The organism is Ancylomarina sp., from assembly GCF_041555295.1.
Taxonomy (GTDB): Bacteria; Bacteroidota; Bacteroidia; order Bacteroidales; family Marinifilaceae; genus Ancylomarina.
In genome coordinates, this window is the sequence record NZ_JBFFKR010000064.1 from 1 (window position 1) to 15062 (window position 15062).

Sequence of the window (15062 nt, forward strand, 5' to 3'; positions counted from 1 at the left end):
AATATTTCAAAGTATCATTTGCAAAAGTTCTTTGCTGATGCTGAAATGGAATATGAGGAAGAGACGATTTTACGACGGGAAATTTTACCTAATGGTAAAACTCGTGCTTTTGTAAACGATTCACCTGTTAATATCAAACTTTTAAAAGAGTTGGGACTTAGGCTAATCGATATTCATTCTCAGAACCAAAATTTGTCTTTAGGGGATTCTGAGTATCAAATGGGAATCGTTGATACTTATGCACAACATGCTTCATTATTGAATGATTATCAAGTTCAATTTGAAAATTATCAGCATATCAAACGAGAATTGCATCGTAAAGAACAAATTGCTTTAAAAGAAAAATCTGATTTGGATTACTATCAATTTCAATTGGAGCAACTTCTTGATGCAAATTTGGTAGAAGGAGAACAAGTTGAAATGGAATCAGAACTTGAAACTCTAAACCATGCTGAAGAAATAAAAACGAATTTATTTAAGGCTTCTAACTTGCTTAGTGAAGGAGAAGTGGCTATTATTTCTCTATTAAAAGAGGCACGCACTGCTATAGATCAAGTACAGAATGTGTTTTCTGAAGGGGAAGGGTTTTATGAGCGCTTTGAAAGTTCATGTATAGAATTAGAAGATTTAGCGGCAGAACTAGAAAGAAGCTACGAATCCATGGAGTTCGATCCATCTAGAATTTCTTTACTGAATGAAAGGCTGGATACTATTTATAGTTTTCAGCAAAAGCACCGTGTAGAGTCTGTTGAGGAATTAATTAAGATACGTGAAGACTTGGATCAGAAAGTTCAGGATATTACATCAAGTGATGATTTGATTGAAGAATTAAAATCTCAATTGCAAAAGCAGGAATCAAAACTTGTTAAGGCCTCTGATAAGCTTAGTAAAAGCAGGAGGTTTGTGATTCCAGATATTGAAAAAGCTTTGGAATTTCAACTGGTTCAATTGGGAATGCCTCATGCTAAAATTAATTTCGAGCAAAGTATTGCCGAAGAATTTCAGTATTTAGGGAAAGATTTAATCCGAATTCTGTTCTCTGCAAATAAGAATGGACAACCTGAAGAGATTTCAAAGGTTGCTTCAGGTGGAGAAATGTCGCGATTAATGCTGAGTATTAAATATTTAATATCCGCTTCTACAGCCTTGCCATCTATTGTTTTTGATGAAATTGACACTGGTGTTTCTGGAGAGATTGCAGATAAAATGGGAGTTGTTATGCGTGATATGGCTGAAAATATTCAGGTAATCAGTATTACTCACTTACCTCAAATTGCAAGTAAAGGAAACTACCATTATAAAGTTTATAAGGCTGATGATGAGTTGGAAACTTACTCAAATATAGTCCTTTTAGATAGTGAAAGTCGTATTGAAGAGCTAGCGAAAATGCTTAGTGGAGCTGACATGACGCAAGCTGCGATGGAAAATGCTAAGGTTCTGTTATCTAGGTAGATCAATTGTGAGGTGTTTGATTAGAGAATTTATTCAGTCTTAATAAATGATCTTTTTTTGATTTATTCTAAATAATATTGGTTAAATTTGTGGCTGATAAATTGAAAATTTCAAATTATGTCTTATAACTTATTAAAAGGAAAAAAAGGAATCATCTTTGGTGCCTTAAATGAAATGTCAATCGCATGGAAAGTTGCTGAATTGGCTGTTGAAGAAGGTGCCGAGATCGTCTTAACAAATACACCCGTTTCCATTCGTATGGGAACTATTGATGAGTTAGCAAAGAAATGTAACGCTCATGTTATCCCTGCTGATGCAACTAATCCTGAGGACTTGGCGAATTTGTATACAAAATCAATGGAGCTTTTAGGAGGTCCTGTTGATTTTATTCTACACTCTATTGGGATGTCACCAAATGTTCGTAAAGGAAATTCATATGATGAATTGAACTACGAATACCTTAAGAAAACTCTTGATGTTTCGGCTATCTCTTTCCACAAAGTGATTCAGAAAGCTAAAGAAATGGATGCAGTTGCCGAATACGGATCGATTGTTGCTTTATCTTATGCGGCAGCGCAAAGAACGATGTATGAATATAATGATATGGCTGATGCAAAAGCCATGTTAGAGTCTATTGCACGTAGCTTTGGTTATATCTATGGTCGTGAGAAAAGCGTTCGAGTGAATACGATCTCACAATCACCTACGATGACGACTGCTGGTAGTGGTGTAAAAGGTTTTGATAAACTGATTGATTTCTCTGAGCGAATGTCGCCACTGGGAAATGCTTCTGCTCAGGAATGTGCAAATTATTGTATCACTCTATTCTCAGATCTAACTAGAAAAGTAACCATGCAGAATTTATTCCATGATGGTGGATTCTCAAATATGGGAATGAGTTACAGAGCTATGCAACAGTATAATAAGAGCTTTGATGAAAAGTGTGACTGTAAATAGTCAACTCATCTAACTCATAATTTTAAAGCTCCCTTTTAGTAGGGGGCTTTTTTTGTGCTTATTATTCAGGTCATTGAGCCTTGATTACTATATAACAAATAAAGGATATAGACTTCTTTATTTGCAGTAAAATCTAGCTTGTGTATTCCTAGTCTAAAATTTTTATAATCATCTTAGAAATTGTACATTTGTGTCTGATTTTTTGGAAGGACTCAATATGAAAAACATCCATAAATATAGAAATAGTGAACTCTTAGTCATATTTTACGGAATGAATGATTGGAATCGTACAGTTAATTCGATTCATATAAAACAGATTAATGACCACCAAAGCAACTAATATTCATCCAGTTTTCGACCGAATTATTGGACGAGATGAGAAGGAACAATTTTTAAATCAAAAAGCTCGTGTTATTTGGATGACAGGACTTTCTGGATCTGGAAAAACAACAATTGCAATTGGTTTAGAACAGGCGCTTCAGAAAAGAGGATTTTTAACTCAAATTCTAGATGGAGATAACATCCGAACGGGTATTAATAAAAATTTAGGTTTTTCTGAAGAGGATAGAACAGAGAATATTCGCCGTATTGCCGAAGTTTCAAAGCTATTTGTTAACTGTGGCATCATCACAATTAATTGCTTTGTTAGCCCAACTCTTGCAATAAGAGAACAAGCCAAAGAGATTATAGGAGATGATGATTTTAGAGAGATCTACATCAATGCATCTTATGAGCAGTGTGAAAAGAGGGATGTTAAAGGTTTGTATAAAAAAGCACGTAATGGTGAGATTAAAAACTTTACAGGTTTAGATTCACCTTTTGAAGCCCCTGAAAATGCTTTCTTGGAAATTAAAACGGCAGATATGTCAATTGAAGAATCTGTAAAATGTTTGGTAGATGCCATTCTATCTCATATAAAGCAGGCATAGTTAATTAGAGAATATAAAAATGTATTATACTGGTGATCGAATTTGATCACAGAAGAGTAAATAAAATTTTTTCGAATGAATGAATACAATATAAATCACTTAAGAGAACTGGAAGCTGAATCGATTTATGTGATTCGTGAAGTTGCAGCTCAATTCGAGAATCCTGTGATGTTATTTTCGGGAGGAAAGGATTCTATTATCATGTTTCATTTGGCACGTAAGGCTTTTGCACCAGCGAAGGTGCCTTTTGCTTTAATGCATGTTGATACAGGTCATAATTTCCCGGAGACTATAGAATTTCGTGATGAATTGATGGAAGAAACAGGTACTCGGATTTTTATACGATATGTACAGGACTCAATTAATCAGGGACGTGCAGTAGAAGAAACGGGCTTTAATGCCAGTCGTAATAAACTGCAAACTGTAACCCTTCTTGATGGTCTTGAAGAGTTAAACGTGGATTGTGCAATGGGTGGAGGTCGTCGTGATGAAGAAAAAGCCAGAGCTAAAGAACGTTTCTTTTCTCATCGTGATGAGTTTGGTCAGTGGGATCCTAAAAATCAAAGACCAGAGCTTTGGAACCTTTTTAATGGTAAAAAGAATATGGGAGAGCACTTTAGAGTATTCCCAATTTCGAACTGGACAGAGATGGATGTATGGCAATACATTTACTTAGAGGATATCAAGATTCCTAATTTGTATTTCTCTCATGAGCGTGAAGTTTTCCAACGTAATGGAACACTCTTAGCTAAGTCTGACTGTATTCCAATGCGCGATACTGAAATGATTGAGACACGTACTGTTCGTTTTAGAACCATTGGTGATGCCACATGTACGGGTGCTGTAGAGTCTGAAGCAAATAGTCTTGAAGATATTATTGAAGAAGTTGCTGCAACAAGAACAACTGAACGAGGAACTCGTTCAGATGATAAGCGTTCAGAAGCTGCTATGGAAGATCGTAAAAAAGAAGGGTATTTTTAAGCCACTTCAAAGCTTTAATTATTAATTTAAGTGTTCTGCATTTGAATCAAAAGATAGATTCGAGATTGAGTTCTCGTTTATAAATCTAGAATAAAAAGAAAATAAATATGTCAGATAAAACATCAGGATATTTAGATATGGAGCTTTTACGTTTCACTACTGCTGGTAGTGTTGATGATGGTAAAAGTACCCTAATTGGTCGTTTGTTGTATGATAGTAAAGCCATCTTTGAAGATCAGATGGAAGCTATCGAGATTTCTAGTAAAAAACGTGGCGACACCGAGGTAGACTTGGCTTTACTTACAGATGGTTTAAGAGCCGAGCGTGAGCAGGGGATTACCATTGATGTGGCTTACCGTTATTTCGCGACTCCAAAACGTAAATTTATTATTGCTGATACACCGGGTCATATTCAGTATACTCGAAATATGGTGACAGGAGCTTCTACGGCTAACTGTGCTCTTATTTTAGTTGATGCTCGTAATGGTGTTATTGAGCAAACTCTTCGTCATTCATATATTGCTAACTTGTTGCAAATTCCTCACCTTATTGTTTGTATCAATAAGATGGACCTGATGAGTTACTCAGAAGAGACCTATGAAAATATTAAGAATGAATATCAGAAAGTTGCTGATAAATTGAATATTAAAGATGTTCGATTTATTCCTATATCAGCCAAATTTGGAGATAATGTGGTTGATGCTTCTGAAAATATGGATTGGTATAAGGGTGAGACTTTATTGACTTTATTGGAGACTATCGAAATTCTTGACGATAGAAACCATGAAGATGCTCGTTTCCCAGTACAATATGTTATTCGTCCTCAGAGCGATGAGTTTCACGATTACCGTGGATTTGCAGGTCGTGTAGCTAGTGGTGTATTCAAGCCAGGCGATAAGGTTAAGGTATTGCCATCGGGTAAGGAAACTACAATTAAAGCAATTGATACGCTGAATGGTGAGTTAGATATGGCGTTTACACCTCAATCGGTTACTTTAAGATTGAATGATGAGATTGATACTTCGAGAGGAGATATGATTGTAGCTGCTGATAATGTTCCAAGAATGGAGCAAGAATTCGAAGCTATGGTCTGTTGGATGAATGAGCGTCCTATGATGCTAGGTGGTAAATATACAATTAAGCATACTTCAAACGAAACGCGTTGTATTGTTCGTAATGTAAACTTTAAAGTTGATGTTAATACTTTGGAAGAAATGACGGATGATAAAACGATTGGCTTAAATGATATTGCTTGTTTGAAATTAAAAACAGCTAAGCCACTGTTCTTTGATTCTTACAAAAAGAATCGCAACACAGGAAGTTTTATTTTAATTGATGAAGCAACTAACGAAACTGTTGCGGCGGGTATGATTAGATAAGATTAGTTGAAATCTTGTTTCATCTAATATTTAGATAGCATAAAAAAAGCTCCCATTTGGGAGCTTTTTTTGTTGCATTAAATTTTGTTTTATTTAAAATTTGAATCCAAAAGTTAATCTAACTTGATGATTTTCGTCTTGAAGATCTACTTTACCTGAAGTTAAATCTCCATCAGCTGTTGGAGTACTATAGTATATGTATGATTCATCCTTATCGGAATAGCTATAAGCAGCATCGAAGAAGAAATTACCTTGACGAATACCGAAACCTGCAGAATAGATATTGTACGATTCGTCTATTGAGCTAGCCTTATATGGGTTTCCAAAATTTGCAAATCCGCCTCTTAAGCTTAATGCAGATGATACTCGATATTCTAAACCAGCTCTTAAATTACCAACACTTTCATATGATGATTTAATGATATCATTCGCTTCAGGAAATTCTGCGGATCCATTGAAATCAAAATCATCTTGTCCATCAGAAAACTTGGCATTTGAGTAATCTACAAATTCATAATCTAAACTAAGTATTGCTTTTTTAGATAGAACAACGGCACCACTTAATGTGAATTTCATTGGTGTTCTATAGTCATACGTGTAGTTTGATAAGCGAGTTTTATCAGCATAGTTTGAGTAGCCATCAAGATCTTCAGTTTTAAAATGTGAAGCCATTCTATTCTGGAATTCGTCTTCCATAGAGAAGAATGTTGGTGTATGAAGTGAAGCTCCTAATCTGATGTTTTGATTAGGCTTGTAAATAAGTCCTAACTTAAGATTAGCTCCTACACCCGTTGTTTTTACATATTCCTCAAGATAGTAATTACTCAAATCAGAAGCACTGTTTGTTAGTGTACTCTCAGTAAAACGCGCTGTTGATTTGTAATTAATACTTTGAATACCAAGTGAAGCCCCTATGTATAGTTTATGAGCATAGTTGGCTCCGAAAGAAATATTAAATTCACCCATATGACCTCTTTCTTCTACCGTTTTTCTTTGGTTCATTCTTTCTCCAGGAAAGATAGGAAGATCATAATCTAGAGGGTTTTCATCTTGTGGATTCAATAAATAAGTTTCGTAAGCTAGATATTCTACTGTAGGGTAATTAACTCTCAATTGGTTGTCAGAAAAACCATCAGCATTTACTTCAAAAACATCTAGCATGCTTGACTCAGAATTTAGTATCTGAGAGATTGAAGATTTTCTAAAGTTATTGATACGATTGTATCCAATCCCCAAATTGAAATTCTGCCAGCCATCTTTACTTGTCATTCTTGGTTTAAAGGTGGCTACATAGCCAATATTACTGATTCCAAAAGTGAATTTGTCATCACTAAGGTTGCCGCTGGTGCTTTTTCTCATTTCCATGCTAGGTGTGAACATGAATTCTGAGCTTTGGTAAACCCCAAGTCCCGCTGGATTAATACCAATACTAGAGAAATCTCCACCTAGAGCTCCAAAGGCGCCACCCATAGCTGTTGATCGTGCAGTTCCTGTATAGAACTGTTGAGAATATCGCAGAGCATCATCTGCAGTTTGTGCGTATAATATTCCTGAAAAGACTGTAAGGAATAATAATGTGATATATCTTTTCATAGTATGTGTATTTATAGTATGTAAATAATAGTCTTAATCAATATCCAGATGCTTCAAACTTATCTCCTTCTCGAATTACCACCTCCTGAAGAACGACTTCCTCCACTTGATGATTTAGAAGAAGATCCCGAAGATCTCACTGCTCCTGATGAACGTGATGATGAAGATCTTGAAGGTCTGTATGAGCTAGAAGAACTTTTTGTTGAGCTTCTATTATAACTAGGAGTGCTTTTAACTTTACTATATCTAGACGTTCTAGTATTTGTCGCTCTCGTATTAGTCGATCGTTTTGTTCCAGAGTTGTTATACGATGGACGTGAATTACTTTGAGGTTTTGTATAGTTACTTGTTCTTCTTCTAGTTGTGGTACCGCTTTTAGTCCCTTGATATGACGAACGATTCTGTGTTCCATATCGAGTCGTAGTACCTTGATAGTTTAAACGTTTAACTGTTCCTGTTGTATTCGTTCTTCTGGTACTTGTTCCTTCACGATTACTATATGAACTTCTATTGTTCCTAGCACCATATCTTTGAGCTGCAGTACTTCTTCTAACTGCATCTTGAGCAGTTGCTGCAGAGCGACGAGTTGTAGTTCCTGATTTGGTGTAACCAGCTGAACGATTGACGCGACTTACTTGCCCATCAGTACTTGTTGCAGAACGTCTATTAGTGTAAGCTTTATTAGTGCCAGCTTTCGATCCCATAGAAGATCTGTGTCCATAATAGTTATTTGAGCGTCCATAGTATCCGCCATGGTGATTATTGTGACCGTGGTATGGGTAATGACCATGTCCGTAATAGGCATAGTTATTATAGAAAGGAGATCCCCATCCAAAATTTAATCCCCAATAGAAATCGTCATAGAAACCTAAGCCAAAACCTAAACCAAAACCGAAGCTTGATCCATAGTAAGGGGAGTAGTTGTACGCAAAAGTTCGACCATAACGAGCAGGTGAAAATCTGAATGCATTATATTGATTGAAGTTTGTCCAACTTGGAGTCCACCATACTTTATCTCCATCTATGTAAATATTCCAGTCAGGATCCCCAGCTAACCACATAGCCATATTATAACCACTATTGTCGTAGTAGCCAAACCCTTGTGGATACCATTGTCTTAGCCTCTCAGCCTCTTCGCGATCCCAATCACTACCTTTAAACTCGTTAATGTAATAACCTTGTTCTTCGTTGTAATAGGTTGTGTCAATACTTTCGATAGAGTCATTTTCAATCATCTGGCGATATTGCTCTTGAATAAGTTGAAATTCTCTATCATCTTCAAATGTAGCCTTCGTTGTTGGCTCCACTTGTGTTGTTTGTTCGATAGTTGGTTCTTTTTTCTCGGCATGAGTCGTATAGACTGCCATTTCCTTATCGATTAATGTTTCTCCACCAGGAACATAATAAATGTCATCCTGAAATGCTGATGTTCCCACGTAAGAGGGGGAGCAAGCCGTTGCTATTAGCAAGGGAACGATTAGTAATTTGAAGTAAGCTTTCATCTGGATATGATTTAAGGTTTAGCTATGATGCAATTTATTTGATTAATAATTCATTTTTACTGGTGCAAAAATCGAGCCGAAAAATGTGTTTAATAATTATTCAATCACCTAAGTTTCATGTCTAGCCTTCAATATGATTATCTAATAATATTTTATACTTTTGTAGCCTAATTTAAAAGCCTAAGGTCTGATTTCTGATAATTGTCAATGAAAACAAATTTTAAGAACTTTTAAGTATTATTTAGATAGCAAATACTATACCAAAACAATATAAAATGGCAAAAGTTTTAACCAGTAGAAGCGAAAATTACTCGCAATGGTATAACGACTTAGTAATAAAGGCAGATCTTGCAGAAAATTCTGCAGTTCGAGGTTGTATGGTGATTAAACCATATGGCTATGCTATTTGGGAAAAAATGCAGGCAGTTCTTGATGGAAAGTTTAAGGAAACAGGACATCAGAATGCTTATTTTCCACTTTTAATTCCGAAGTCATTTCTAAGTAAGGAAGCTGATCACGTAGAAGGTTTCGCAAAAGAATGTGCAGTTGTAACGCATTATCGTTTGATGAACGACCCCAATGGGAAAGGTGTTATTGTTGATCCTGATGCACGTTTGGAAGAGGAATTGATTATTCGTCCGACTTCTGAAACGATTATTTGGAATACCTATAAAAACTGGATTCAATCATACCGCGATTTGCCTATTTTGATTAATCAATGGGCAAATGTAATGCGTTGGGAAATGCGTACGCGTTTATTCCTACGTACTGCTGAATTCCTTTGGCAGGAAGGTCATACTGCTCATGCAACTAAAAAAGAAGCATTGGTTGAAACTGAGCAGATGATTAATATATATAGTGATTTTGCTGAAGATTGGATGGCCGTTCCGGTATTAAAAGGAACAAAGACTGAATCAGAGCGTTTTGCTGGAGCATTGGACACGTATTGTATTGAAGCTTTAATGCAGGATGGTAAGGCACTTCAGGCTGGAACATCTCACTTTTTAGGGCAGAATTTTGCTAAAGCTTTCGATGTTAAATTTACAAACAAAGAAGGTAAAGAAGATTATGTTTGGGCGTCTTCATGGGGTGTGTCAACTCGATTGATGGGTGCTCTGGTTATGGCTCACTCTGATGATCATGGTTTGGTACTGCCTCCAAAATTGGCTCCAATTCAGGTCGTGATTGTACCTATTTATCGTAAGGAAGAAGAGTTGGCTAAACTTGCTGAGGTGATTGATCCAATTGTAGCAAAACTTAAGGCTAAAGGTATCTCTGTTAAGTTTGACGATAGCGATAACCGTAAACCAGGATGGAAATTTGCTGAATACGAATTGAAAGGTGTTCCTGTACGTTTGGCTATGGGTGCTCGCGATCTTGAGAATGGAACGGTTGAGTTAGCTCGTCGTGATATCCTAACAAAAGAGACGGTTGCTGTTGAAGGTGTTGAGGATTTGATTGAAAATCTTCTTGAAGAAATTCAAAACAGTATTTTCCAAAAGGCCCTTGATTTCAGAACAGAAAAGACAACTAAAGTTGATTCTTACGATGAGTTTAAAGACTTATTGGAAACAAAAACTGGATTTTTCTTGGCGCACTGGGATGGTACCGCCGAAACTGAAGAAAGAGTTAAGAATGAAACTAAAGCAACAATTCGTTGTATTCCTTTTGATAATGAGGAGGAAGAGGGTTTTTGTATGGTTACTGGTAAACCATCGAAGCAACGTGTTATATTTGCTAAAGCATATTAATAACCAAAATAACTTGGGATTGCTATATTTCGCTGTTTAACGAAATTTAAACTTTTAAATAACCGCTTCCGATTCTTCGGAGGCGGTTTTTTTTTACCTTTATCAGATGAATCAAAGGAATGATTCTTTACTCAAAATTAACCAAACCCCTATAGAATGAACATACTCAACACTAAATCAGCCATATTGCAAACCATTCGCGAAAAAGCCATTTTGAAACAATTGGTTTATAAAAATACTGCTGAGGTTTTTGCCGAATTGAAAGAAGTTCTTGAAAATTTAGTTGAAGAGTATAATGCTGAACTTCACGATCAGTCTGATGCAGTAAAATTGGATTATAAAGATAGAGGGGAATCTGAGATTCAAATCCGTGTAGCTTCAGATATTTTGGTTTTTAGTATGTATTCAAATGTTTTTCAGTTTGATAGGGAGCACGCCGTTTGGCAGAAAGATTACGTTAAGCACAATCCGAATAATGCTTATTCAGGAATCATTAATATATATAACTTCTTGTCAGATTCATTTAAATACAATCGATCAGAAGACTTAGGTTATTTGGTTGCACGTATTTTTATAAATAAAGAGAAGCATTACATAGTTGAAGGTAAACGCCAAATGGGACTATTAGAAAAAGATTTGTCTCAATCGATAAGCAATGAAGACAGTTTGAGAAAAATAATAGAGACGGCTATTAATTATTCATTGAATTTCGATTTATTGGTTCCACCCTATGATGATGTTAAAATTTTAGCGGTTGCCGATATTGAAGAGAAAATTCAAAATTCTAAGATTAAAACAGGTAAACGTTTAGGCTTCCAATTTAAGTCTGATGATGTTTAAATAATTCAATAGTAAATAATAATAAGATACCTATATAAAATGACTGCAGTAGTAGATAAATTTATAAAATACGTTAAGTATAATACCGAATCAGATACGCAAACTGGATTAACTCCCAGTACAGTAGGACAAATGGATTTGGCCAATGAGTTGGTTAAAGAGCTCTCAGAAATGGGCATGTCCAATGTAACGCTTGACGAGAATGGATATGTAATGGCAGAGTTGCCTTCTAATATTGAAAAAGAGGTGCCTGTTGTGGGGTTTATATCCCATATGGACACCAGTCCTGATTTTACAGGAAAGAACGTAAAGCCTCAGTTTGTTGAGAATTACGATGGGGGTGATATTGTTCTAAATAAAGAGCAAAATATCATTATGAAAGTGGCTGATTTTCCAGATTTGAAAATGTATAAAGGCCAAACTTTAATTACGACTAATGGAACAACTCTACTTGGAGCTGATGATAAGGCTGGTATAGCTGAAATTATGACAGCCGTTGAGTTTCTCATCAATCATCCCGAGATTAAGCATGGTCCGGTTCATATTGGTTTTACTCCTGATGAGGAAATCGGACAGGGTGCCGACTATTTTAATGTGCAGAAATTTGGGGCTGATTTTGCTTATACACTTGATGGTGGCGAGCTAGGGGAGTTGCAATTCGAGAACTTCAATGCAGCTTATGCTGAAGTTACCTTTAAGGGTCGTAACGTGCACCCAGGCATGGCTAAGGATAAAATGATCAATTCGATGAACATTGTTCAGGAATTTAGAGCTCAGTTGCCTAAGGATGAGGTTCCGGAAAAAACGGAAGATTACGAGGGTTTTTATCACCTTTTAGGTATTGAAGGAAGTGTTGAGAATTCTAAATTGAAATATATCATTCGTGATTTCGATATCACGGCTTACGAAGCACGCAAACATAAATTCGAAACAATTTGTAAAGAATTACAGCTTCAGTATGGTGAGGAAAATGTGATACTTGAGATGAAGGATCAGTATTTTAATATGCGTGAAAAGATTGAGCCTGTAAAATTTATTGTTGATATCGCTGAGCAAGCCATGAGAGATGTGGGCGTGACACCTTTGGTCGTTCCAATTCGTGGTGGTACCGATGGCAGTCGTTTATCGTATATGGGACTGCCTTGTCCTAATATCTTTGCAGGTGGGCATAATTTCCATGGTCGATTCGAATATGTTCCGGTGGATTCGATGCAAAAAGCTGTCGACGTTATTCTGAAAGTGATTGAATTGATTTCGAAGCGATAGACTTGTTATTATAAATATAGAAGAACGGCATACATTAATTTGTGTGCCGTTTTTTTTTTATCCTGTTGAATTATTGAGAGCACAAGCTTTATTTTTTCTTGTCCTGCTATTTTAATGCTTATCCTGTTGCTCCCATTGTTTATCCTGTTATTTAAAAGGTAGTCCTGTAAGCTTTTTTAATAATCCGAGTAGCCTAAAGAGTAGTCCTGTTATCTTTTTTGATATCCAGAGTAAGTTTTTATGCCATCCTGTTGATATTTTTGCTATCAAAGTATAAAATATTTTCTTCCTGTTACTAATTAGGGTGTCCAGTCAGACAGGAAATAACAATAGACCGGCAGGATAAACTTATCATTGGCAGGAAAATTAAAAACTTGAACAGAGAGAGGGATAGAGCTACAGGAAAGATGTAATAAGAGAAAGATGATTCTATAAAGCCAACTTTTGGGGTGCAGTTCAAAGATATTGTTGGACTCAAATATTTTAATAAGAGAATTGTAATGCTTTTGTTTACCTTCGAAACTTCTATGCCCCATACGCCTGTTTGCAGGTCATACAAATAATATCATTGCAGATGCCAAACCCTAGTACACTTAGTTCCATTGATTTGTATAAGGAAATTGAAAAGCTTTATCTTAAAGAGAGATACACTGCTATAATTGAGTTTGAGACGGCTTATTTGCAGCTTGACTCATCAAGCTTAGACCCTAATAAATTGCAAGCTTTAGCAGGGATGTTTGCTCGTGCATATATGAAACTTTGTCAGCAAGAGAAGAAACCTAGTTTAATCATACAGTTTAAAATGAGCTTAAGGTATGCAAATTTGGGTGGTGGCGACAGTGATATTCTAAATTGGAAATTGAGTCTTGAAGAAGGTTTGTTTATGCGATATGTGAAGGTGAATAAATATATTCTTTATGTGATTTTGCTTGCCGTTTTACTTGTGAATCTCGATTTAGTTCCGATAAGTGGGAGCTATTTACCAATACTAACAGGCATAGCTGTTGTTTGGTATGTGATGAACTATGTAATGAACTGCAGGGTGAAGCGTCTTTACCTGGGCTTGATGCGTTATATCTACTCCTAGTACAAGCTTATTCCTCCATCTTTTTTTCAAACAATCTCCCGCCTTTAAACATCGATTTTAATATCGGCTGAATTTCATCGCCCAATTCTGTCAGGCTGTATTCCACTTTTGGTGGGATTACCGGATATGCTTTTCTGCTGATCAAGCCAGCTTCTTCCAATTCCTTTAAATTTTTACTGAGCATGCGATCGCTGATATCAGGCAGGAGCTGTACTAGTTCTTTATAGCGTTTGGTGCCTTGCTTGAGGTGCAATATAATGGTAGCCTTTCGTTTTCCTTTAACGAAATTGATGAATGTATCGACTGGACAGTTGCCTTTTTCCAAAATTTAATAAAATTAGTGACCTGACGATCAGTGTTTCCGAAAGAAATGTTAGTGGCGAACCTAAATGTAAGCTCTTGATTGATAGTTAAACTCCTTGTAACTTTGTGCAAGATAAGGATAATTCAGTACAAATAGAATTGAGACCAATTATGGAAGCGACTAAAACATTTAAGGCTTTTCGTGTAAACGAAGTTGATGGAAAATATAGTAGAGGAATTGAAGAACGCCAGTTGGCAGATTTGCCTGAAGGCGATGTGCTTGTGCGCGTAAAATATTCATCACTCAATTTTAAGGATGCCCTTTCTTGTATTGGAAATAAAGGCGTGACTCGAAATTATCCACACACACCTGGCATTGACGCTTCTGGTATTGTTGAGGCATCTTTAGATTCTAGATTTAAAGTAGGTGATGAGGTTATTGTAACATCTTACGATTTGGGTATGAATACCGATGGTGGTTTTAGTGAGTACATTCGTGTTCCTGCTGACTGGGTGGTGCGCAAACCCAATAATTTAAGTTTGAAGCAAGCCATGGTATTGGGTACAGCTGGTTTCACTGCCGGATTATCGATAGAACGTTTGTTATCCGCTGGACAGACTCCTGAAATGGGACCAGTTGTAGTTACGGGAGCTCTTGGAGGAGTTGGTGCTGTTGCTGTTTGTATTCTAAATAAGTTAGGTTTCGAAGTGATTGCTGCCACATCCGATTTGAATGATGGTGAGGAAGTTCTTAAGAAGTTGGGTGCAACTAGCAGAATTGATAAAACGGAGACTGATGATCAGTCGGGACGACCAATGCTTCGCCCAAAATGGGCAGGTGCTGTTGATGTGGTAGGTGGAAATGTACTTTCAACTCTTTTGAAGGCTTGTCAACCTATGGGAAATGTAACTTGTTGTGGTAATATTGGTTCTGGCGACTTGGCTGGTACGGTCTATCCATTTATCCTGAAGGGTATTAGCTTGATTGGTGTTGATTCTCAAAATTGCCCAATGGCATTGCG

At 36.4% G+C, this 15062-nt stretch carries 13 protein-coding genes; 10 read left to right on the top strand and 3 right to left on the bottom strand.

Annotated elements, in window-relative coordinates; all coding sequences use genetic code 11:
- From ABY905_RS06955 to cysN, 5 genes are all read left to right on the top strand, one after another.
- A partial coding sequence (locus ABY905_RS06955; protein ID WP_372641939.1) for a DNA repair protein RecN occupies window positions 1–1452 on the top strand: 1452 nt, incomplete at its 5' end.
- A 117-nt stretch (window positions 1453–1569) separates the two neighbouring features.
- Window positions 1570–2409 (top strand): enoyl-ACP reductase, encoded by an 840-nt coding sequence (locus tag ABY905_RS06960; protein ID WP_372641941.1) that lies wholly within the window; start codon window positions 1570–1572, stop codon window positions 2407–2409.
- Between the two features lie 320 nt (window positions 2410–2729).
- Entirely contained in the window at window positions 2730–3338 is a 609-nt protein-coding gene (cysC, locus tag ABY905_RS06965) for an adenylyl-sulfate kinase (RefSeq protein WP_372641943.1), read from the top strand.
- A 75-nt stretch (window positions 3339–3413) separates the two neighbouring features.
- Complete coding sequence (cysD, locus tag ABY905_RS06970) at window positions 3414–4319, top strand: sulfate adenylyltransferase subunit CysD (protein WP_372641945.1); 906 nt, start codon at window positions 3414–3416, stop codon at window positions 4317–4319.
- Between the two features lie 107 nt (window positions 4320–4426).
- Window positions 4427–5698: a sulfate adenylyltransferase subunit CysN gene (cysN, locus tag ABY905_RS06975; RefSeq protein ID WP_372641947.1), complete on the top strand. Its 1272-nt coding sequence runs from the start codon at window positions 4427–4429 to the stop codon at window positions 5696–5698.
- Between the two features lie 93 nt (window positions 5699–5791).
- On the opposite strand, the gene ABY905_RS06980 is transcribed toward cysN, so the two are convergent.
- Together ABY905_RS06980 and ABY905_RS06985 are read right to left on the bottom strand one after the other, a co-directional pair.
- Entirely contained in the window at window positions 5792–7291 is a 1500-nt protein-coding gene (locus tag ABY905_RS06980) for an OmpP1/FadL family transporter (RefSeq protein ID WP_372641949.1), read from the bottom strand.
- A 59-nt stretch (window positions 7292–7350) separates the two neighbouring features.
- Complete coding sequence (locus tag ABY905_RS06985; protein ID WP_372641951.1) at window positions 7351–8793, bottom strand: hypothetical protein; 1443 nt, start codon at window positions 8791–8793, stop codon at window positions 7351–7353.
- 275 nt (window positions 8794–9068) lie between these two features.
- Here ABY905_RS06985 and proS point away from each other — a divergent pair, with 275 nt between their 5' ends.
- From proS to ABY905_RS07005, 4 genes are all read left to right on the top strand, one after another.
- Window positions 9069–10544 (top strand): proline--tRNA ligase, encoded by a 1476-nt coding sequence (proS, locus tag ABY905_RS06990; RefSeq protein ID WP_372641953.1) that lies wholly within the window; start codon window positions 9069–9071, stop codon window positions 10542–10544.
- Between the two features lie 156 nt (window positions 10545–10700).
- Entirely contained in the window at window positions 10701–11384 is a 684-nt protein-coding gene (locus ABY905_RS06995) for a hypothetical protein (RefSeq protein ID WP_372641955.1), read from the top strand.
- Between the two features lie 39 nt (window positions 11385–11423).
- Complete coding sequence (pepT, locus tag ABY905_RS07000; protein WP_372641957.1) at window positions 11424–12650, top strand: peptidase T; 1227 nt, start codon at window positions 11424–11426, stop codon at window positions 12648–12650.
- A 574-nt stretch (window positions 12651–13224) separates the two neighbouring features.
- Window positions 13225–13737 carry a hypothetical protein gene (locus ABY905_RS07005; protein ID WP_372641959.1) on the top strand — a complete coding sequence of 171 codons (513 nt, stop codon included), beginning with the start codon at window positions 13225–13227 and terminating at the stop codon, window positions 13735–13737.
- 7 nt (window positions 13738–13744) lie between these two features.
- On the opposite strand, the gene ABY905_RS07010 is transcribed toward ABY905_RS07005, so the two are convergent.
- On the bottom strand, window positions 13745–14062 hold the full coding sequence (locus tag ABY905_RS07010) for a winged helix-turn-helix transcriptional regulator (RefSeq protein ID WP_372641961.1): 318 nt from the start codon (window positions 14060–14062) through the stop codon (window positions 13745–13747).
- Between the two features lie 104 nt (window positions 14063–14166).
- On the opposite strand from ABY905_RS07010, the gene ABY905_RS07015 reads away from it, so the two are divergent.
- On the top strand, window positions 14167–15062 hold an 896-nt coding region (locus ABY905_RS07015; RefSeq protein WP_372641963.1), incomplete at its 3' end, for a YhdH/YhfP family quinone oxidoreductase.